This window comes from Mongoliitalea lutea (assembly GCF_014652135.1).
Classification (GTDB): domain Bacteria; phylum Bacteroidota; class Bacteroidia; order Cytophagales; family Cyclobacteriaceae; genus Mongoliitalea; species Mongoliitalea lutea.
In genome coordinates, this window is the sequence record NZ_BMYF01000003.1 from 99,541 (window position 1) to 121,400 (window position 21,860).

The window sequence follows — 21,860 nt, forward strand, 5'->3', positions numbered from 1 at the left end:
TTATGCTTACGAAGAGAATTATTCCTTGTTTAGATATTAAAGACGGTAGAACTGTCAAAGGTGTCAATTTTGTGCAATTGCGAGATGCGGGTGATCCTGTGGAATTGGCTAAAATTTACTCTGATGAGGGGGCGGATGAATTGGTTTTTTTGGATATCACGGCAACGGTGGATAAAAGAAAGACACTGGCAGATTTGGTCACCAAAGTTGCCAAGGCCATCAATATACCATTTACTGTGGGAGGAGGAATTTCAACTGTGGAAGATGTCAAAGTACTTCTAAATGCTGGTGCAGATAAGATTTCCATCAATTCTGCCGCTGTCAAAAACCCGGAAATCATCAATCAAATGGCTCAGGAGTTTGGAAGTCAGTGCGTGGTAGTTGCTATCGATACCCGTAATGTAGATGGATTGGATTTTGTGCATACCCATGGGGGTAGAAAACCTACTATCCTTCAGACCCAGGCATGGGCCAAAGAGGTTTGTGAGCGAGGTGCAGGAGAGATCTTACTGACCTCTATGGACCATGATGGTACCAAGGCAGGTTTTGCCAATGAGATAACTGCTGAAATCTCTGCAATGCTTTCTATTCCGGTTATTGCTTCCGGTGGGGCTGGAAATATGGAGCATTTTAAGGATGTATTTACAGTTGGTAAAGCAGATGCAGCTTTGGCAGCAAGTATTTTCCATTTCAAAGAAATACCAATTCCGAGTTTGAAAAGCTATTTGCATCATCAAGGAATTCCCAGTCGAATCTGAATTAAAAATGTTTTGTAGTGGTTTACTGATTAGCATTAGCCACTTTTGAATAAAATTTGCATAACCATGAGTGAATTAACAATAGACTTTCAAAAAGTAAATAATCTTGTTCCAGCAATCATTCAGGATGCCAACTCCAATGTAGTATTGATGTTGGGGTACATGAATCAAGAGGCATTGGATATCACCATGCGGACCAAAAAAGTTACTTTTTTTTCAAGGACAAAAAACAGACTCTGGACCAAAGGCGAGAGTTCAGGAAATTTTCTCCATGTGGTTTCTTTGACTGTTGATTGTGATAATGACACCATCCTGATAAAGGCTAGGCCTGAAGGGCCTGTATGCCACACTGGTGAAGATACCTGTTTTTCAGAAGTCAATACCAGCAAGACTTTTTTTATCGATGTGCTAAGAAAAATCATCAAAGCCCGTAAACAGGAATCAGCTGATAAATCCTATACAGCTTCTCTTTTTGCCAAAGGAATTAACAAGATAGCCCAAAAAGTGGGAGAGGAGGCAGTAGAATTAGTGATTGAATCCAAAGACGATAATAAAGAGCTTTTTATGGGTGAAGCAGCTGATTTATTGTTCCATTACCTTGTGTTATTAGAGGCAAAAGGGTATGAGTTGGATGAGGTGATGGAGGTTTTGATAGGGAGGCATAAGGCGTAATCCTATTATAAATAAGGAAAAGTAAGTTGAAATGTTTGAAAAGGTTGAGCTTGGGGTAAATCCAAAAACTGTCTACGAACGTGAAATGACTTTTTCTGAGCTTTTATAAAGTTTTCTCTTTTGAGGGCCTTCGTTTTTGTAGCAAAGGCCTCAGTATACACCAAAATCCAAGGCTGTTTTCTAGCGGTATATCCTTTGTGCGGTCGATTATGTTTAAGCAACCGTTCTTCCGGATTGGATGAAACGCCAATGTAAAAGCTGTTATCCTTTACGGATTGAATAATGTATACAAAAAAGGCCATAAACAAAAAAAGTCTCAGATTTTACTGAGACTTTGCGGAATGGACGGGACTCGAACCCGCGACCTCCTGCGTGACAGGCAGGCATTCTAACCAGCTGAACTACCACTCCTAATTATCTTTTTTTAATTTGATGATAAACAAATTTGCGGAATGGACGGGACTCGAACCCGCGACCTCCTGCGTGACAGGCAGGCATTCTAACCAGCTGAACTACCACTCCTTTTATTTTAATAACTCAACCGTAGCGACCTTCCCGAGTATCGGGACAGGTATTCTAACCAGCTGAACTACCATTCCTTTTTTCCTTCTCGTTTGAAGTGGTGCAAAGGTATATAATTGGTGTATCTTTGCAAAGATATTGAGTAAAAAAAAGAAAGCTGGAAGAGTACAATCCTCAATTCCAGCTAAATAATTTTACCTTTTTGCTAGTTTTAACTCCCAGTTCCAGGCATCTCTCAATGAATCCTCTAATGAATATTGTGGTTTCCAACCCAGAAGGCGTGTGATTTTTTCCGTACTAGCCCATGTTTTTACTACATCACCAGGTCTTCTTGGACCTATTTGATAATTCAAATCATTGCCAGCAACTTTTTCAAAGGTCTTCACAACTTCCAATACGGTATTTCCATTACCTGTTCCTACATTTAAAATATCATAGAAATTATCTTCTTGTTTCGCTAAGTACATGAGTGCTCTCACGTGTGCATCTGCAAGATCCATCACATGAATATAATCTCTTACGCAAGTGCCATCAGGAGTATCATAATCATCTCCAAAAACAGTCAATTTTTCACGCTTTCCAATAGCCGTTTGCGTGATGAATGGAACAAGATTGGCGGGAACACCAATTGGCAATTCTCCGATTTCGGATGACGGATGCGCACCAATAGGATTGAAGTATCTTAAAGAAATAATTTTGTTTCCAGCATTGGATTTTGTTACATCGAACAAAATGTCCTCACATATTTTTTTGGTGTTCCCATATGGGCTTTCTGCATCTTGTCTAGGAGTATCTTCTGTTGCAGGTAAAACTTTTGGTTCACCGTAAACAGTACATGAAGAAGAAAACACAAGGTTTTTAATATTAAACTTTTGCATTGTCTGCAAGAGTAAAACCAATGAACCAATATTATTGTGGTAATATTTTAATGGCAACTGCGTGCTTTCACCAACTGCTTTGAAAGCAGCAAAATGAATGATGCCTTTAATTTCATAAGTATTAAATACATTTTCCAAAACAGAAGGTTCATTACAGTCTCCTTCAATTACTATTGGTCTAAATCCTATAATTGCCGATAAACCATCAATCGCTGATTTTTCTGAAGTGCAAAAATTGTCTAAAATAACAGGCTCAAAACCTGCTTCTACCAAAGCAACTGCGGTATGGGAACCAATATATCCTGCTCCGCCAGTGATTAAAATTTTTTGTTTCATTAGAGATAGATTGTCGTTTATGGCTTGAAGATAAGCATTTAAGTTTTTATCTTAGAAACTGCGAAATCAAATTTTGAAATTTAGTTTTTTCTTTGTTCAAAAACAGTTTATTTAGCTAAGGCAATCAAAAACACTATGAAAAGAATCTTAGTAACCGGAGGCGGGGGATTTTTAGGAAGTCACCTCTGCGACAAATTAATCGAAGAAGGCAATGAAGTACTTTGTATGGATAATTTTTTTACAGGTAGTAGAAAAAATATCCATCATCTTTTAGATAATAAAAACTTCGAACTGCTCAGGCACGATGTTACTCACCCAACATTTGTTGAAGTAGATGAAATCTATAATTTAGCTTGTCCAGCAAGTCCAATTCATTACCAATTTGACCCTGTACAGACTACCAAAACTTCTGTTCTTGGAGCTATCAATATGTTAGGTTTGGCCAAGCGACTAAAAATTAAAATTTTGCAAGCCAGTACGTCAGAAGTTTACGGCGATCCTGAAATCCATCCACAGCCGGAATCCTACAAAGGAAGTGTAAACCCAATTGGTATCCGTGCATGTTACGATGAAGGAAAACGTTGTGCTGAAACATTATTTTTTGATTATCATAGACAACATAAGGTGAAAATCAAGGTCATGAGAATTTTTAATACTTATGGACCAAGAATGAATCCCAATGATGGCAGAGTGGTAAGTAACTTTATCGTCCAGGCCTTAAAAGGTCAGGATATCACCATGTATGGAGATGGTACACAAACCAGAAGTTTCTGTTATGTGGATGATAATATCGATGGTATGTACAAGCTGATGAATAGTAGGGATGGATTTACAGGGCCTGTAAATATTGGTAATCCTGGAGAATTCACCATGCTTGAATTAGCACAACGTGTCATTGAAATCACCAATAGTAAAAGTAAGATGATATTTCTTCCGTTACCGCAAGATGACCCAATGCAGCGTCAGCCTGTTATTGACTTAGCCAAAAAAGAACTTGATTGGGAACCAAAGGTCAAATTGGAAGATGGTTTGAAAAAGACCATAGCTTATTTTGATTCAATACTTTAATTGATCAACAAGAAAATTTAAGGCCCAAATCAAGTTCGGTTTGGGCTTTTTTTGTTTTTAATTTTTAAGTCACATTTCTTTAGTTCTCCCCAAAAGTTGCATTTTGACTTGTGTTATCAATCATGCGTTAACATGATTTTCATCATGTTTTAATTAGACCTCTGTGCGCAATTTTACATCATCAAATCAACCAAAACACACAGAGTCTATGAAACAAGTAAAGTTAAGCACCCGAATAATCGCTACGCTTGCGCTTTTGTTGGTTATCAACATTTCGGCAATTGCACAAGCCAACTATACAATCGCTTCAGGGACTGAGTTGAAAATTACCGGTGGGTCCTCTCTACATGACTGGGAAATGATCTCCAAAGATGCCAAAGGTACGGCAGTATTTACAATGGCAGGCAATACCGTTAATGGTGCTCAATCTCTACGAGTGAACGCTGAAGCAGAATCCCTTAAAAGTGGAACAAGAGGTTTAGATAACAATGCATATAAAGCATTGAAAACAGGTCAACACAAGCAAATCAGTTTTACGCTGAAAGAGCTTAGCGGTTTAGCACCAAACTTTACTGCTAAAGGAGATTTCACAATCGCAGGAGTTACCAAGCCGGCAAGCTTTCCAGTGAAATTAACCCAAAACGGAAGCAACTTGGTATTTGAAGGTAGCTATGATACCAAACTAACCAATTTTTCCATCGACCCTCCAACGGCCTTGATGGGAACCGTCAAAACACGAGACGAAGTAACTATTTCTTTCAAAACAATATTTCAACCAACAAAATAAAAGCCCATTTCTATGAAAAAGTATTTTATCGCAGCAATTGCGTTTGTAGGAATCACTATGTCCTCTTTCGCTCAAGGTTTACAGCGTGACCAGCAATTCTGGAGACCTTATGATCAACGTGGTATCAACGTATTTGAAACAGGTAAAGAAGACACGGTAGCTTACGACGGCATGCGTGTTCGAATCGGTGGTCATTTTGCACAGCAATGGCAAAACCTGAGCCACTCCAATACGGCAACTCCAGTTTTGAATGCTAATGGAGTTAATCTCAATCAATTAGTTGATATCGGAGCTGGGACCAATCTAGCTACAGCTAATCTTAATATTGATGTGGCATTAGCAGATGGTCTAAGATTAAATTTGATCACATATTTGTCATCCAGACACCATCCAGAAGCTTGGGTAAAAGGTGGTTACATTCAAGTAGATAAATTAGGATTCTTGGGTCTTGGAGAAACAGACTGGTTTGATAAGTATTTGACCGTAAGAGTAGGTCACATGGAAATCAACTATGGCGATGCTCACTTCAGAAGGTCTGATAACGGTAACGCAATGTGGAATCCATTTGTAGGTAACTATATCATGGATGCATTTACCACAGAGGTTGGTGGTGAGGTATTCTTCCAAAGCAAGGGCTTCTTGGCTATGGTAGCTGTAACAGGAGGTGAAATTCAAGGCGGTGTTACCAATCCTGACTTTAGAAAACCAAATTTCATCGGTAAATTGGGTTATGACAAACAATTAAATGATGACTTGAGAGTGCGTATGACAGGGTCTGTGTACACAACATCTGGTTCTAACAGAAATACACTTTGGGGTGGTGACAGAGCTGGGTCAAGATACTATATGGTAATGGAAAATACCTTAGCAACTACAGCAGCTAACTTTACATCAGGACGGTTCAACCCAGGACAAACTGACAATATCACTGCTTTGGTATTCAACCCATTCATCAAATTCCAAGGATTGGAGTTCTTCGGTAACTTCGAGCGCTCTACAGGTAGTGCTAGAAATGAAGCAGACAATAGAACTTGGAATCAAACAGGTGCTGACTTAGTCTATAGATTTGGCACTGCCGATAAGTTCTATGTGGCAGGTAGATACAATAAGGTATCTGGTCCTCTAGCTGGTTCTGGTTTGGAAGTTAACCTTGATAGAGTACAAGTTGGTGGCGGTTGGTTTGTAACCAAAAATGTTTTAGCTAAATTAGAGTACGTCAGTCAAAACTATAACAATTTCGCTGCTACTGACAGATTCAATGGCGGTAAGTTTAATGGTCTAATGATTGAAGGTGTCATTGGCTTCTAATAATTAAATTCCATGAGTGTCTTTCTTCTAATTCTGATTGGCTTCCTATCCGTAACCCCCCAAGAAAAAGAACTGGTAATCACCCAAAAGACGATCACCGTTTCCGGCCAGACTTCAATTGGTAGCTTCAACTGTAGCTTTAACAGAAATGGAATGAGAGACACTCTTGCTTTGAATTCCCAAACAAATAATTCAGTCCTTAATTTCAATATTCCCGTAAGCGAATTCGCTTGCGGGAATTTCTTATTGAATCGTGATTTTCGTAAAACAATTAAAGCTGAGGAATTTCCCAAATGCCAGGTAAAAGTGGCTAATCTGCGAAAAAACCAACAACACTATACCTGTAAACTTACTGTAAACATTGTTGGCAAAACACTCGTATTTGACAACTTTAAACTGGATAATACTAAAGATGGTCTGGAAGGAAAACTTTCCTTATCTTTTACAGAATTGGCTTTGGAAGCACCCAAAAAAATGGGAGGCCTAATTAAAGTAGAAGAGCAATTAGACCTCCAAATAGTGCTTGGTTTTTAACCTGATATCAAAGCGATCAATGCCTCGTCAATTTTTGTAAACTTAAACTTCTCCAAGGATTGTTGATTTTTTTTCTGAATTTCAGCAAGACATAAGTTTCCAATACTCCCTTCATGAGAATGATTTAATTGGTCCTGCTGAGGAGAGAATTCATTTTTCTCTATTTCCAAACCAACCTGTTTATAGGCGTCCCGAAATGGTGTTCCTGCCAATACCCGCTCATTGACCACTTCCACACTGAATACATGCTTATAAAATTCATCAGATAGGATATTAGAACGGATGTTAATATTCTTCAACATTAGAATACTCATGTCCAAACAGTCAAGTAGGGTAGAGAAAGAAGGAAAGGTTACTTCTTTCAAAATTTGTAGATCCCTGTGATACCCTGTAGTCATATTGGTCAGCTGCATGGACACCAGATATGGCATGGATTGGATATGATTGGTTTTTGCACGAATCAATTCAAAAACATCCGGATTCTTTTTATGAGGCATGATGCTGCTACCTGTGGTCAATTCATCAGGGAAGCTGATAAATGCAAAATGCTGATTCATAAATAAGCAAACATCCGAAGCCAAACGATTTAAAGTCGAAGCCAATCCGGCTAATGCAAATGCAATCGTCTTCTCTGTTTTTCCTCGGGAATTTTGGGCATTGATGGAATTGTAATGCAGATCAGAAAAACCGAGCAGTTCAGTTGTCAAAGTTCGATCTAAAGGAAAGGATGACCCATAGCCTGCGGCCGAACCCAGGGGATTTTTGTCCGCCAGATGAAATGCACTGGATAAAAGCTCCAAATCTTCTGTCAACCCTTCTGCAAAGGAACCAAACCATAAACCAAAAGAAGATGGCATGGCTAATTGCGTATGCGTATAGCCGGGCATGTAGTCTTTTTGATGCTTATCAGCTAACTCAATCAGTAAATCAAACAAATCCTGCGTGGTCTCAACAATATCCCGGATGGCTGAGCGGTAATACAGCTTCAAATCAACCAGAACCTGATCATTTCTTGATCTTCCCGAGTGCAATTTTTTTCCAACTTCTCCCAAACGCTCAGTTAATAAAAACTCTACTTGAGAATGTACATCTTCCACACCTGGAGCAATGCTGAAATCTCCTTTTTCTATTTCAAAGTAGATTTCTCGAAGTCCGCCTAACAATGTTTTTAACTCATCAGCTGTTAGTAGACCGATTTTTTCCAGCATGGTAGCATGCGCCATCGAACCCAATACATCAAATGGAGCTAATAAATGATCAAACTCAGGATCTCGACCAATGGTGAATTTTTCCACTTCTTGGGTCGCTCCTTTATCTTTTTGCCAAAGTTTCATGGGTATGTTTGTATGTAATGTGTTAAGAATTGAATATAGCCTTGGATTCCTTCATGGATTTCCTGCACATAAATAAATTCATCTGCGGTATGAGAGCGCGCAGAGTCTCCAGGCCCCATTTTGAAGGAAGGATAGGGGATCAATGCTTGATCGGATAAGGTAGGACTTCCATAGGTTGGGGTACCTAAGGCTTTCAGCGTCTGATAAGCATGATGATTTTCGGGTAATTTGGAGGAGTTTAAACGCTTGGATCGTGGACTCATTTCGGCTTTTATCGCTTGTGATACTTCTCCCAAGATTTCCTCCAAGGTGTAGGCATCCGTTACCCGCACGTCTAACGTAAATGAACATTCGTCCGGGACTACATTATGTTGGGAGCCAGCTTGGATGACTGTGGCCGATACTTTGGATTTACCGAGAAAGGTTGATACTTTTTTGAACTCAAAATCTTTGATAGTTTGTAAATCATCCAAAGCCTTGTATAATGCATTTTCACCTTCTTCTCTAGCTGCATGGCCTGCTTTACCTTTAACCACGCAATCAATGACCATCAATCCTTTTTCAGCCACAGCAGCCTGCATTAACGTCGGTTCTCCAACAATGGCTAATTCAAAAACTGGAAGTAATGGCAAGATAGATTCAATACCGTTTTTACCGGAGATTTCTTCTTCTGCAGTAGCTGCAAGTATAAGATTGAAGGGTAAATTTTCCTTTCCGTAAAACCATAAAAAAGCAGCTATCAAGGCTACCAAAGGTCCCCCTGCATCATTGCTTCCAAGGCCAAAAAGTTTTCCATCCTCAATAGATGGATTAAATGGGTCACGGGTATAGCCTGCATTCGGTTTTACTGTATCATGGTGTGAATTCAGCAGAATGGAAGGCTTTTTCGCATCAAAGAAGAGGTTTTTCACCCAGATATTATTACCTGAGCGCTCGGAAGGAATTTCTTTTGCCTTGAAAAAGGATTGAAGAATATCAGCTGTTTCAGACTCTTCTCTGCTGAAAGAGGGAATAGCGATTAATGATTGCAGTAATTCAACTTGCTGTGTATGTAAGGATGATAAATCCTTGATTGGTATCATCGATGCTGCTTAATAAAGGTCGTACTTATGATTTTCGATAATGGTGCCGGAAAGTTTTCCTTTGGCTGCTAAAAGTAAATTTTCAGCTTTGCCAATCCAAACATGGTTAACTCCTTTATGGAGGGCTGCAAATGCGTTATCTAACTTTGGAATCATTCCGGAGTGAATGACACGCTCTTTTTTCAACTCTCCGTAAATCTCTTCATTGATCAATGGTATGATTGAGTTTTCATTATGCTCATCGATCAATACTCCCGGTTTATTGAAACAGAAGTAAAGATTTACCTTGTGATTATTAGATAGGGAAGTAGCCAACTCAGAGGCAATACTGTCTGCATTAGTATTTAATAATTGACCTTTTTTATCGTGCGTAATGGCTGAAAATACAGGTATGATATTGTCTTCGAGTAAGTTTTCAATCAGTCCAGTGTTTATTTTCAGAATATCTCCTACATAGCCATAGTCGATGGTTTTGATAGGTCTTTTTTCGGATAAAATACTGTTCCCGTCTGCTCCTGTCAGACCGAGGGCATTTTGGTTCAAGCCTTGAAGCTTTGCTACAATTTGCTTGTTGATCAATCCTGCATAGACCATGGTTACGATGTCCAAGGTATCTGCATCGGTAATTCTCCTACCATCTACCATTTTAGGCATGACTCCCATGGATTCTCCAAATTTGGTAGCCATTATTCCCCCTCCGTGAACTAGTATTTTCTTGCCCGGAAATCTAGAGAAGAGGAATAGAAACTCCTCAAGTTTTTGAGGATAGTCGATGACATTTCCTCCGATTTTGATGATGTTGATTTGCATGGTTAATAGGTTGAGTAGTTAAAGTGGTAGTGTATGTTAGCCTAATAAATGGCTGATTACTGCTTGTGCAGCATAAATTCGGTTGGTAGCTTGCTCTTGGACTATGCTTCTAGAACCATCTAATATTTCATCTGAAAGTTCTACATTCCTACGGACAGGAAGACAATGCATCACCTTTGCTTGTGGAGCAGCTTCAAAATGCTTTTCGGTTAGCATCCATGAACTATCCGTGCTATGAATCTTTCCATAGTCATTGAAAGCAGACCAGTTTTTTACATAAACAAAATCAGCATCTGCCAAAGCTTCGGCTTGATTGTGTGTAATGTGGGCTCCTTTGGTAAAGATAGGGTCTAATTCATATCCTACAGGATGCGTAATGGTAACATCATGGTCATTGCCGATTGCCCATTCTGCAAAGGAATTGGCAACTGCATGTGGAATAGCCTTGATGTGAGGTGCCCAAGTGAGCACAACTTTCGGTTTACGTGCTTCTTTCCAGTGTTCTTGGATAGTAATCATATCAGCCAAACTCTGTAAAGGATGTCTAATAGCAGACTCCAAACTGATTACTGGTTTACCCGAATATTTTATAAATTGATTGAAAACAAAGTCCTCAATATCTTCTGTTTTATTCGTTAATGAAGGGAATGCACGGATCGCTAAGATATCAAAGTAGGAGCCTAACACAGCTGCTGCATCTTTAATATGTTCCACCGTTCCTTTATTCATGATAGCCCCTTCACGCATCTCCAAAGCCCAACCTTCTTTATCCATATTCACGACAATAGGCTCCATTCCCAAGTTCAAAGCTGCAATTTGAGTGCTTGCTCTGGTTCGAAGAGACGGGTTTAAAAAAATACATCCAATCCTTTTCTTAAAACCTTTTTGCACATCAATCAATGGATTGGCTTTGTATGCCAAGGCTGATTGAATTAGGGTTTTGGAAAGGGATAAGGATTCGAATTGTGTAAAATGTTTCATTTTTGTTGAAATATTTATATGAATCTACCGCATTGAATTATGAATTCAAAATTATCGATAGGTTTTTAGCGAATTTTAATAATGACTCTTCGTCAATGTTTAGCGGAGGCAATAGGCGAATGGTATTTTTTCCTGCGGCACTTCCTGTAAACATGTGGTAATTATGTACGAAGGACGTCCTTACAGGTCCTGCTTCTCTATCAAGGTCTATTCCGATCATCAGTCCTTTACCACGAACTTCAGTTACACCAGGTATAGCTTCCAAGATTGGGATAAGTTTATTCCCTAACTCCTCTGCGTAGGCTATTAAGTTTTCGCTCTCGATTACTTCTAATACAGCTAATCCAGCTGCGCAAGCCAAATGATTACCTCCAAAAGTAGTCCCCAAGAGGCCAAAAGAAGCTTTTATTGAGGGATGAATCAACACACCACCGATAGGAAATCCATTTCCCATTCCTTTGGCTACTGTAATTAAATCCGGTTCAAGTCCTTCTGCCCATTGAAAAGCAAAAAATCTACCGGTTCTTCCATAGCCTGATTGGACTTCATCTAAAATAAGTTTCGCTTCATACTTTTTTGCTAAGTGCGCCAATTGCTGCAGGGTAGAGGCTTCCGGAACATGAATACCTCCAACACCTTGTATCCCTTCAATGATAATTCCCGCAATATTGCCTTTGGCTAATTGGGCCTCAACTGCACCTAAATCACCCCATGGTAAGATGTGCACATCGTTCCGTTGGTTGGAAGGAGCGATGATTTTTGGATTATCTGTCAAAACTACTGCACCCGAGGTTCTTCCATGAAATGCACCTGAAAAGGAAATAAATCCAGGTTTTCCTGAACTGAAAGATGCCAATTTCAATGCATTTTCATTTGCTTCCGCCCCCGAATTGCATAAGAATAGCTCGTATTCTTCACAACCTGAAACTTCTCCTAGCTTTTGAGCTAATTGCTTTTGTATAGGAATATGAATGGAGTTGGAATAAAAGGCGATTTGATCGAGCTGCTCTTTTATTCGTTGGTTGAAGTGAGGATGGCTGTGTCCTATAGAAATCACGGCATGACCTCCATATAAGTCCAAATATTCAGTTCCCTCTGTATCCCAAATGCTTGCACCAATCGCTTTGACAGGTGTTACATTGATTAAAGGGTACACATCGAATGTTTTCATAATCAATGATTTAAAAGGCGATGCTTTTCAGCTGAAGCCCAGTATGTTGAGGAAGTCCAATGGCAATATTCAAATTTTGAATTGCCTGCCCAGAGGCACCTTTTAATAAATTGTCAATAGCCGAATAAATGATCAACATTCCAGCTTCTTTTTGAATATGAAGAATACATTTATTAGTATTCACAGCTTGCTTGAGATCGATATCTTGAGAAGAAATAAAGGTAAATGCCGCGTCCTTATAGAACTCCTGATATGCTTTTACAGCTTCTTCTTCACTTCCTTCAAAAGGAAAATAAGCAGTTATCCAAATGCCTCTTGTAAAGTTTCCTCTGTATGGAACAAATAGGACTTCCTGATTGAAGGATGGGTCTAATTGCTTGAAAGTTTGCTTGATTTCTTTTAGATGCTGATGCGTGAAGAGCTTATACACTGAGAAATTTCCAGTTCTGTAGGAGAAATGACTGGTGTCAGCAAGTTTTTTACCTGCTCCTGTACTTCCTGTTATTCCTGAAACATGGATAGCGTCCTTCACCCAGCCTTTCGCTATGGAGGGTGCCAATGCCAGTTGAATACCTGTAGCAAAACAGCCTGGGTTTGCTATTTTGTTTGCGTTTTGAATAGCCTCCAAGTTTATTTCAGGTAAGCCATAAACGAATCCATGACTCTTGTCACGAAAATCCGCACTCAAATCAATGATGAGGGTATCCTCAGCAAAAGGATTTTTATCTAAAAATGATTTGGTTTCACCATGAGGTAAGGCCAAAAAGACAGCTTGAATTCCTTCGGTCTGAACAATATCGGTGAAAACTAATTCCGTTTCACCAATAAGGTCAGGATGCGAATGTGTAATAGGCTTGTCTTTTTGGCTGTTACTATGGACGTATGCAATTTCCACGTGGGGGTGATGGATTAGCAGGCGCAGTAATTCTCCACCGGTATAGCCAGCACCACCAATGATGGCAGTTTTAATTTTTGTCATGATTGTTTACTTGATGGAAGATGGATGTTTGGTTTCCTAAGATTCGGGTGAATCCCTTGACATCTTCGGCAGTGTATCCCTTATTCATTTCTCCGTAGCTACCAAATTTGGAAGCCATCAAATCATGGGCAGAGGTGATCCCCACTAGTTGAAATCTATATGGACTTAGCTGAACATTAACTTCTCCTGTTACATAGAGTTGTGTGCTTTCCAAAAAGCTTTCTAAATTACGCATTACGGGATCTAGGTAGTGACCTTCATGCAGATGATTTCCATAAAACTCAGCTAATTGGTTTTTCCAGAAGGTTTGCCATTTGGTCAAGGTGTGCTTTTCAAGTAATTGATGGGATTTGATGATAATCAAAGGTGCCGCAGCTTCAAATCCTACACGGCCTTTGATACCGATAATGGTGTCTCCGACATGTATATCTCTTCCTATTCCATAAGGTGCTGCAATGGCTTGGAGTGCTTGTATCGCTTCAACCGTATGCTCAAATTTTTTCCCATTGATACCTTTTAGCTCACCACTTTCAAACTGTAAGGTTACGGTTTCCTCACCTGTTTTGCTTACTTGTGTAGGCCAAGCTTCTTCCGGCAATGTTAAATTGGAAGTTAAGGTTTCTTTCCCACCTACAGATGTTCCCCAAATACCCTTATTAACAGAATAAGCAGCTTTGGTGAAATTCATGTGAACTCCATGCTTTTGTAAGTAATCAATCTCTTGCTCACGGCTCAGCTTAAGGTCACGGATAGGAGTGATGATTTCAATATCAGGAATGATGGTCTGAAAAATCATATCAAATCTTACTTGATCATTTCCTGCACCTGTACTGCCATGGGCAATGGAAGTAGCTCCTATACTTTTAGCATAATCTGCTAGCGTTTTAGCTTGCAGAATTCGTTCTGCACTGACTGATAGAGGATAGGTTTGGTTTTTCAATACATTTCCAAAGACCAGGTATTTGAGCACTTCATCGTAATAGGTTTTGGTTACATCTAATACGGTAAAAGAAGCAACACCTAACTTTGTAGACCTTTCTTGGATTTCCTGTAGTTCTTCGGAAGAGAATCCTCCAGTATTGATCAATACGGCATGTACTTCATAGCCAAGTTCTTGGGAAAGGTAAATGGCACAAAAGGTAGTGTCCAAACCTCCGCTATACGCTAAAACTGTTTTTTTCATAATTCAATAATTGATCCTTCTCAGGATGATTAGAATAAGTTCAATGTTTTGTTTTTAGTGAGTTTCAAATTCAATAGGATGCGCTTTTTTATTCTCGTCCAACGTTCAAATAACTTGAGGTTTTTCTTGAAGTCTTTTCGGAGAGCGATATCCTGGGTTTTAGATTTTCTGGCAGGATCATAAAGCATAGCTGTACATAAACAGTTTTGCTTGCTTTTACTTTTTAAGATCTCAACGTTTACGCAGCTATTGCAACCTTTCCAAAAATCTTCATCATCAGTTAAATCTCCGTAGGAAACAGGAATGTATCCAAGGTCTGAATTGATTTTCATAACAGCTGGACCTGTAGTTAGACCAAAGATTTTGGAATCAGGATATTTGGTACGGCTTAATTTGAATATTTCTCCTTTGATTTCTCTCGCCAGTCCGTATTTCCGAAACTCAGGTGCAACGATAAGGCCAGAGTTGGCGACAAACTTTCCATGCCCCCAAGCCTCAATATAACAAAATCCAGCCCATTTTCCAGATTTTGTCAAAGCTATTACAGCTTTCCCCTCTTTCATTTTGGTTTCAATGTATTCTGGGGAACGTTTAGCAATACCAGTACCACGGGCTTTCGCAGACTCTTCCATTTCTTGCGTAATGGTGAGCGCATGAATGCAGTCTTTTTCCGTAGCTGGTCTGATAATGAAGTTTATTTCTTCCATGAATTGCAATGGATGATTATGCCAAATTTGTTGGCTTGGTGATAGTTTATACTAATGTAACGTTGGAGCTATTGGCGGTATTCCACATGGGATACCATAAAGTTTTAGAGGGACCTTGCCCTGAACAAAGACCTAAATCTCCTCAAAGGAGTAAAAAAAGTCATAACAGCAACAGAATTTTCTGCTTTTGAGAGGGTAACTGCTATGTTGGTTAGGTTCTTCATGTGATAAACGCACACAAATGTTGAAACTATCCAAATAATATGCAAGATAACTATGTAAAAATTTCCAAAAATTTAATTTTGACTCATTTCCTTTAATGCCTTTACAAAAGAATCGAGCTCAGCTGTACTGGTGTAAATATTCGGTGTGATCCTGCAACCATACACCCCTGCATAATTTATTCCTACGGTATAAATCTTATACTCTTCTAATAAGGATTTTGCCATTTGGTTTGGTTCAATGCCTTCTATACCAACATTGGCAATTCCACAAGAGCGGTCTGGATCAATGGGAGTATTGAGCAGAATTCTTGGAAGTCCGCGAACTTGATCAGACCAATAGCGCTGTAAATAACGTAAGCGTTCTTCTTTCCTTTTGGCCCCGATAGCTTCAAAATAATCCAAAGCATCATTAATCGCCAAGTCAGTAGCTACTGGATGTGTTCCCGTATGGTTAAGGTTTTTGATGTTGGAATGGTCTAATTCATAGGGTGCTAATAGAGGCCAAATTTTACTTATGTGCTCTTTCTTAGCATACAAAAGCCCAGCTCCTAATGGAACAGATAGCCATTTATGAAGGCTACAGGCATAATAATCACAGTCAAGTTCGTCAATTTTGAAGTCAAAGTGAGCAATGCAATGCGCTCCATCCACCATCACTTCCACTCCGTAAGAGTGAGCCATTTGAGCGATTTTCTTAACAGGTAAAATCTGGCCTGTGATGTTAATCATGTGGCTGAGCATGATTAACTTGGTTTGAGGAGTGATAGCTACTTCATATGCTTTGACGATTTCTTCATCATTCTCAGGATGAAGCGGAATATCGATGATTTTATTGATAATTCCATGCCTTCTAGCTGCCAGTTCAAACATGTTTTTAATGCTTCCATAATCCTGATGGGCATAAATAGCTTCATCACCTTTTTGCCATGGATAGCCGGAAATGATGATGTCAAGTGATTCGGTAGTGTTTCTTGTAATCGCCAATTCATCAGGACTTCCTCCAAATACTTGAGCTAATCGGGCTGCCGTTTTGTCCTTATTTTCCCACTGAACAGTTCTAAAATACCATGAGCCTTGGTAGTTGATTTCCTTTATTTTTTCGAGGTACCTATTGAGCGTTTGCTCCGGTAGAAAGCAGTAATAACCGTTTTCCAAATTGATATAGTCTCCCTTCAACTTATAGCCAGAGCGGATGATTGACCAATAATCTTCATTGGTAGCTAGTTTATCAGCTGGAAAATCATGGAATTGCCCCAATCTATTGGCTAGGGTTTCAATTGAAGTAATTCCAGCGGCACTGGTAATTGCTAAGGATTTAAGGAAGTCTCTTTTGTTCATGTGTGAAAATTAATTGGAAAAAAGGATAAAAAAAACAAAAAATAATGACTATTTTTGTCAACAATAAATTTGTCAACAAATGGAGAATTTTAGCACCTTTATAGCTTTTAGAAGACAATCTTTGGGTATGGTTGTAAGAGAAGTTGCCGCAAAGTCTGGCATTGATGCGGCTTTGATTTCTAAATTTGAAAAAGGGGTTAGGTTCCCATCAAAAGAAAACTTACCAATGCTGTCAGCTGCATTACAAATTCCATTAGAAGAGATGAAAAAAAAATGGCTGACAGAGAAAATCTATAAGTTAGTTGAAGATGAAGATAATGCCTTGGAAGTATTGACTTTGGCAGAATCACGTGTAGAATATTTAAAATCAAACCAAGTATTGGTGTTGGATTCTTTGAGTCAAGAAATTCAGGATAAGCTTCAGGATCTAGACGAGCTTAAAAATAGATGGACATCCAATCGACCTTTGAATCAGACACAATTGGCGAAGATGAAAGAATATTTTCACACAGCCTATACTTTCGAAAGCAATAGGATAGAAGGAAATACCCTGACGCTGCAAGAGACACATTTGGTCATTAATGAGGGAGTTACAGTTGGAGGGAAATCTATGCGAGAGCATCTTGAAGCAATCAATCACTTAGACGCAATAGGGTATATCGAAAGTCTGGTTTATGATGAAATGGATTTTAGTCCTAGAGTATTGGCCCAGATCCATTACTTAATCTTAAAAGGTATTGATAAGTCTCATGCGGGTATTTATCGAAAAGTACCTGTACGGATTTCAGGAAGCACTCATGTTCCACCACAGCCTTATTTATTGGATAAATTGATGGAGGATTATTTCAGACACTATCACCTTCAAAAGAAACAGTTACATCCTGTATTGTTGGCGGCAGAGATGCATGAGCGATTAGTTACTATTCATCCTTTTATCGATGGCAATGGCCGTACAAGCCGCCTGGTTATGAATTTGATTCTCTTAAAGCATGGTTATACTATCGCAAATTTGAAAGGAGATTTGAATGCCAGAATGAGTTATTATCGTGCTTTGGAAGCTGTCCAGGTGGATAATAATCCTGAGGTTTTTTATCACTTAGTGATTGATACCGTCAAAGATTCGCTTATGCAGCACTTAGAATTAGCAGGTTAAAATAAGCTGTCCAAAAAGGAATTGGACAGCTTATTTATTAGAATTTGTCTCCAAAGAAAATGGCATTCAGAAACAACTTGTTTGTCCCAAACCAAGTCCCTCTGAAATTTGGGTTATCAATAAAATGAATGACCCTACCTTGACCCACGTTGCTCACGATTACTGATCCACTTTGCTTCACTTTCTCTAAGTTTTGCGCAGAGACATAGCCACCCAATAATGGATTATTGGTATACCTAACAGGTGTATTACTAGGGTTTTTGGAAGGCTTCATAAATATCGTAGAATTTCTATACACAGGAAGCTGTTCAGACCTGTAGCCAAAGGCTAATGGATGCGTGAGGTCTAAGTTTGCCATATAAATATTTCCTCCAATATTTTGAGCGCCGGCAGCATCTCTTCTGGATGCGAATGGTATAAATTCTGCTTGCTTACTTTCACCTTGGACAAACTCTTCTTTCGTAATATCACTGCTTTGTAACCACAAACTGCTTTGACGAAGTGAAAGGATAGTGCCACCTCTAGTTAACCAATCTTTCAAATGATTTAATTGGGCAGTGTTTAACATAGTGTAACTTCCGGAAGGTAGAATGAGCGTATTAAAATCATAAAGATTGACCCGTGAAAACAAACTGACGTCCATCTTGGTGATTGGCATACCTACTTTGGTGTCGAGCAAATGCCATATTTCCCCAGCTTCATATTGGGAAGTTCCTTGTCCAACTAACATCAAGACTTTTGGTACTCGTACGGCTGATACATTATTGCTTCCCAAATCGATCCCCGATTGACTCAATCCTGTCTTGGTGGCAAATACTTTTTGTCCACTTTGATTTGCAGCATTTACTAGCGTTTCCCGAAGTTGTTCTGGACTCATACTTTGGAAAGCAGTCGGTATCATTAAACTTCCAGCAGGGAATAGTCGGTTACCTGCTTGGGTAGCTGCAGTGAAGGGTAAAGCTGCTACTTCCACATGTACGCCTTTGCCCTGCAATTGATGGAGAAATTTGGGAGCAAAATAATCGGACCAATCAACCAGATACGCCACATATGAATCATTGATGGGAAAGTCTATTTTTCTCTCAGGAATTGAAGTTAGTTGCTGTCCTGTGGTCGCAGTAACTTGCCCCTCGTAAGGGATGCCATAGGCTAAAGCCATAGTCCAAGCCGAAGCGTCATAAAATACAGAGTCGGGAAAGCTTGTAACCTTCTCAAACATGGTTCTGACCATGCGGTATTGTGCTTGGTTGGTTGGTACCACCCATGATTTTTCTTTAGTAAAAGTCTTACCGTTCACTGTGACATCTCGGGTGTTTTCATAGACCTTAATTTGATGGTCCATTAATAATTTGAGGAATAATTCATTTCGGGAATCATCATAAAGATCTCCAAAAACATAAGCTTTGAATTTGTCTTTTCCTCCTTCAGTTACAGCAGTCTCAAAAAACTCTCGTAAATATCGGTGCATATATACACGCTCTTTTACACCTGCTTCCATCGTGGCAAGAGATATTTTCAACTGATTTCTAATCGTAAATGCGAAGGTGATGTCCCCCCGTTGGGATTCCTGGACATGGCCTCGGGAACTTCCTTGTTCAAATACAATTCCTAGCCCACCTTGGATATCGGGGTAGGTGCTACCATAGCCTGGATAACTGTTGTCAAATACCTCTTTGGTCCAATATAAAGAACCTATTTCATCCAAGGATTTGGCAAAATATCCAGCAAATTTGCTGTTGATATCTTCATAGTTTTTGCGGGGAACAACCGGGTTTTCACTGCTAAAAGGTTTGGTTGGTTCGAAAAAATAGGTACTGTTGGTACCCATTTCATGAAAATCTCCCACCACATTGGGATACCACTGATGATACCATTTGAGTTTGTGCTGCAACTCTACTTGAGCCAAAGGCAACCAATCTCTATTTAAATCAAACCAGTAATGATTCACTCGACCAGATGGCCAAATTTCATTATGTTCTCTATCCAAGGAATTCGCAACAGGAGGAGTGCCCTTGTGCATATTGGCCCAATTGCTGTGTCTGTCCCGTCCATCGGGATTGATAGCAGGGTCTATCATAACCACCGAATTATTTCTGATTTCCTCTGCTAGAGGATTATTAGAGGCCAAGAGCCAATAAGCAGTCAGGATTGCGGCTTCCCCACCTGATGGCTCGTTTCCATGCACCGAATACGCTAGATTGATAATCGCAGGCATGGAGTTCACATCTGGCAACGGTATGGAGGGATCAATAAGCTTGATATGTTCTTTTCGGATGTTTTCCAGATTTTGAATATTGGCCGGATTACTGATGGTTAATACAACCAATGGGCGAAGTTGATTGGTGTAGCCAACCGTCTGAATGGTTGCCATGGGTGAGGATTGTGCCAAATGCTCAAAATAACTGACCAAACGATCATACCGTGTATGCCATTCACCGATTTCATAACCCAAAAAGTCTTTTGGAGAAGTTATGCTGGGGTTGAAGGATTCATTTGGGAAGAAATAGGAATTTTGAGCATACAAGGTATTTAAACCAATATTTAGCCCTAAGATCAACAGTAAAAGCTTTTTCATATACAGTAATTTTGTGGAAAGTAATCGCTTTTCCTTCCACTTTCAACCAAAAATCCACCAATGGCTTTTGAATGTGTAGGATATGCATTATTTTGAAAATCAAATAAAGTAATCCTATGAAAAACCTATTCCTTTTTGGAAGCCTTCTGCTTTCATTCGCATGTATTCAACAGGTAGTTGCACAGCAACAAGCCATCAAGTTACCGCCAGAAGCAACAGAATTTTGGGAGCCAGTTCCTAGAAAAGTTACCCCTGGCAAAGAGAATCATTTACCTCCATCTGATGCTACTATCCTTTTTGATGGTACTTCTTTGGATAGATTTGAATCTGTCAGAGATGGGGCACCCGCAGCTTGGAAAGTTGAAAACGGAACCTTCACAGTAGTTCCTAGAACGGGTGATATTCAGACTAAGGAATCTTTTGGAGATGTGCAGCTACACTTAGAATGGTCGGCTCCGGATGTGATCAAAGGAGAAGGACAGGGGAGAGGCAATTCGGGAGTTTTCTTGATGTCAACCTATGAGATTCAGATTTTAGACTCTTACGAAAGCCAAACGTATTCCAATGGTCAGGCAGCCAGTGTGTATAAGCAATACCCACCTTTGGTCAATGCGATGAGAACTCCTCAAGAATGGAATACCTACGATATTTTCTTTACCGCTCCACGTTTCAATACAGATGGTATGCTCGTATCTCCTGCACGTGTGACGGTAATTCATAATGGGGTGTTGGTACAAAATAATGTGGAACTTAAGGGGCCAACCGAATATATTGGCATTCCAAATTACAAAGCGCATCCTGAGGCCTTACCGATAAAACTACAAGACCACGGAGATTTGGTGAGCTTTCGGAATATTTGGGTGAGGAAACTATAAAAAAATAATGGGTCTCAATTTTGAGACCCATGTGCTGCTTGGTGTAACTTACCAATTTCTTGATCGATGGTCCAAAGACCAATACCTTCTTCACCGATGATGTCGAAGAGCTCAACAGCTCTTCTTGCCATCGTTTCTTCCTCCCTTTGCTCGGTTACATACCACTGCATAAAACTGAATGTTGCGAAGTCTTTTGCAGAAAATGCATGATCTACGATCGAATTGATTGACTTTGTGACTTTAATTTCGTGTTCCAATATCAATTCAAAGATTTCTCTCAAAGAATTGAAGTTATTTCTGATACCTGTGATTTCCGGCTGCAAGGCATGCCCACCTGCTTCATTGATGTAATGGAATATTTTCATCATGTGCATTCTCTCCTCATCGGCATGGGTGTACAAATACTTCGCAGCATTTTCATACCCCATCATGTGGCACCAAGAAGCCATGGATAAATAATAAGCGGAAGATCTCCCTTCCATCTCAATTTGCTTGTTCAGTAAATCCTCTGTATCGTGCAAAAGTGAACGCTGTAGCGTTACGATTTCTTTTCCTTTCATAGTAATAGTCATTTATACAAACATA

The 21,860-nt window shown here is 39.5% G+C and carries 21 protein-coding genes and 2 tRNA genes; 8 read left to right on the forward strand and 15 right to left on the reverse strand.

The window, feature by feature from the left end; genetic code table 11:
* The first annotated feature begins 2 nt into the window (after positions 1–2).
* A complete protein-coding gene (gene hisF, locus IE080_RS03270; RefSeq protein ID WP_189579016.1) occupies positions 3–758 on the forward strand; it encodes an imidazole glycerol phosphate synthase subunit HisF in 756 nt (251 codons plus the stop codon).
* A 66-nt stretch (positions 759–824) separates the two neighbouring features.
* A complete protein-coding gene (hisIE, locus tag IE080_RS03275) occupies positions 825–1,430 on the forward strand; it encodes a bifunctional phosphoribosyl-AMP cyclohydrolase/phosphoribosyl-ATP diphosphatase HisIE (RefSeq protein WP_189579017.1) in 606 nt (201 codons plus the stop codon).
* 5 nt (positions 1,431–1,435) lie between these two features.
* Here the strand turns inward: hisIE and IE080_RS03280 are convergent, their stop codons facing one another.
* From IE080_RS03280 to galE, 4 genes are all read right to left on the reverse strand, one after another.
* Positions 1,436–1,732 carry a GIY-YIG nuclease family protein gene (locus IE080_RS03280; RefSeq protein ID WP_189579018.1) on the reverse strand — a complete coding sequence of 99 codons (297 nt, stop codon included), beginning with the start codon at positions 1,730–1,732 and terminating at the stop codon, positions 1,436–1,438.
* 35 nt (positions 1,733–1,767) lie between these two features.
* Positions 1,768–1,841, reverse strand: a tRNA-Asp gene (locus tag IE080_RS03285).
* A 37-nt stretch (positions 1,842–1,878) separates the two neighbouring features.
* Positions 1,879–1,952, reverse strand: a tRNA-Asp gene (locus tag IE080_RS03290).
* Positions 1,953–2,146: 194 nt separating this feature from the next.
* Complete coding sequence (galE, locus tag IE080_RS03295) at positions 2,147–3,166, reverse strand: UDP-glucose 4-epimerase GalE (RefSeq protein ID WP_189579019.1); 1,020 nt, start codon at positions 3,164–3,166, stop codon at positions 2,147–2,149.
* Positions 3,167–3,301: 135 nt separating this feature from the next.
* Between galE and IE080_RS03300 the strand changes: the two genes are divergently transcribed.
* The 4 genes from IE080_RS03300 to IE080_RS03315 all read left to right on the forward strand — a co-directional run bounded on the left by IE080_RS03300 (position 3,302) and on the right by IE080_RS03315 (position 6,863).
* Positions 3,302–4,234: a UDP-glucuronic acid decarboxylase family protein gene (locus IE080_RS03300; protein ID WP_189579020.1), complete on the forward strand. Its 933-nt coding sequence runs from the start codon at positions 3,302–3,304 to the stop codon at positions 4,232–4,234.
* A gap of 208 nt (positions 4,235–4,442) precedes the next feature.
* Complete coding sequence (locus tag IE080_RS03305) at positions 4,443–5,021, forward strand: YceI family protein (RefSeq protein ID WP_189579021.1); 579 nt, start codon at positions 4,443–4,445, stop codon at positions 5,019–5,021.
* A gap of 12 nt (positions 5,022–5,033) precedes the next feature.
* Positions 5,034–6,329, forward strand: a complete 1,296-nt coding sequence (locus IE080_RS03310) for a hypothetical protein (protein WP_189579022.1) — start codon at positions 5,034–5,036, stop codon at positions 6,327–6,329.
* A 12-nt stretch (positions 6,330–6,341) separates the two neighbouring features.
* Positions 6,342–6,863 (forward strand): hypothetical protein, encoded by a 522-nt coding sequence (locus IE080_RS03315; protein ID WP_189579023.1) that lies wholly within the window; start codon positions 6,342–6,344, stop codon positions 6,861–6,863.
* On the opposite strand, the gene argH is transcribed toward IE080_RS03315, so the two are convergent.
* The 9 genes from argH to IE080_RS03360 form a co-directional block, all read right to left on the reverse strand.
* Positions 6,860–8,197, reverse strand: a complete 1,338-nt coding sequence (gene argH / locus IE080_RS03320; RefSeq protein ID WP_189579024.1) for an argininosuccinate lyase — start codon at positions 8,195–8,197, stop codon at positions 6,860–6,862. The genes IE080_RS03315 and argH overlap by 4 nt on opposite strands.
* Complete coding sequence (locus IE080_RS03325; protein ID WP_189579025.1) at positions 8,194–9,279, reverse strand: M20 family metallo-hydrolase; 1,086 nt, start codon at positions 9,277–9,279, stop codon at positions 8,194–8,196. Before IE080_RS03325 ends, argH begins: the two co-directional genes overlap by 4 nt.
* A gap of 9 nt (positions 9,280–9,288) precedes the next feature.
* Entirely contained in the window at positions 9,289–10,089 is an 801-nt protein-coding gene (gene argB, locus IE080_RS03330; protein ID WP_189579026.1) for an acetylglutamate kinase, read from the reverse strand.
* A 36-nt stretch (positions 10,090–10,125) separates the two neighbouring features.
* Positions 10,126–11,070: a Rossmann-fold NAD(P)-binding domain-containing protein gene (locus tag IE080_RS03335; protein ID WP_189579027.1), complete on the reverse strand. Its 945-nt coding sequence runs from the start codon at positions 11,068–11,070 to the stop codon at positions 10,126–10,128.
* A 37-nt stretch (positions 11,071–11,107) separates the two neighbouring features.
* On the reverse strand, positions 11,108–12,241 hold the full coding sequence (locus tag IE080_RS03340) for an aspartate aminotransferase family protein (protein WP_189579028.1): 1,134 nt from the start codon (positions 12,239–12,241) through the stop codon (positions 11,108–11,110).
* Positions 12,242–12,251: 10 nt separating this feature from the next.
* Positions 12,252–13,220 carry an N-acetyl-gamma-glutamyl-phosphate reductase gene (gene argC, locus IE080_RS03345; RefSeq protein ID WP_189579029.1) on the reverse strand — a complete coding sequence of 323 codons (969 nt, stop codon included), beginning with the start codon at positions 13,218–13,220 and terminating at the stop codon, positions 12,252–12,254.
* Entirely contained in the window at positions 13,207–14,403 is a 1,197-nt protein-coding gene (locus IE080_RS03350; RefSeq protein WP_189579030.1) for an argininosuccinate synthase, read from the reverse strand. Before IE080_RS03350 ends, argC begins: the two co-directional genes overlap by 14 nt.
* A gap of 29 nt (positions 14,404–14,432) precedes the next feature.
* Positions 14,433–15,110 (reverse strand): GNAT family N-acetyltransferase, encoded by a 678-nt coding sequence (locus IE080_RS03355; protein WP_189579031.1) that lies wholly within the window; start codon positions 15,108–15,110, stop codon positions 14,433–14,435.
* Positions 15,111–15,406: 296 nt separating this feature from the next.
* On the reverse strand, positions 15,407–16,672 hold the full coding sequence (locus IE080_RS03360) for an aminotransferase class V-fold PLP-dependent enzyme (RefSeq protein ID WP_189579032.1): 1,266 nt from the start codon (positions 16,670–16,672) through the stop codon (positions 15,407–15,409).
* A gap of 79 nt (positions 16,673–16,751) precedes the next feature.
* Here IE080_RS03360 and IE080_RS03365 point away from each other — a divergent pair, with 79 nt between their 5' ends.
* Positions 16,752–17,825: a Fic family protein gene (locus tag IE080_RS03365; protein WP_189579033.1), complete on the forward strand. Its 1,074-nt coding sequence runs from the start codon at positions 16,752–16,754 to the stop codon at positions 17,823–17,825.
* A gap of 37 nt (positions 17,826–17,862) precedes the next feature.
* Here IE080_RS03365 and IE080_RS03370 read toward each other — a convergent pair whose 3' ends face one another.
* Entirely contained in the window at positions 17,863–20,400 is a 2,538-nt protein-coding gene (locus tag IE080_RS03370; protein ID WP_189579034.1) for a M14 family zinc carboxypeptidase, read from the reverse strand.
* 116 nt (positions 20,401–20,516) lie between these two features.
* Between IE080_RS03370 and IE080_RS03375 the strand changes: the two genes are divergently transcribed.
* Entirely contained in the window at positions 20,517–21,275 is a 759-nt protein-coding gene (locus IE080_RS03375) for a 3-keto-disaccharide hydrolase (RefSeq protein WP_189579035.1), read from the forward strand.
* 14 nt (positions 21,276–21,289) lie between these two features.
* On the opposite strand, the gene IE080_RS03380 is transcribed toward IE080_RS03375, so the two are convergent.
* Positions 21,290–21,835: a ferritin gene (locus IE080_RS03380; protein ID WP_189579036.1), complete on the reverse strand. Its 546-nt coding sequence runs from the start codon at positions 21,833–21,835 to the stop codon at positions 21,290–21,292.
* Between the last annotated feature and the right edge of the window lie 25 nt (positions 21,836–21,860).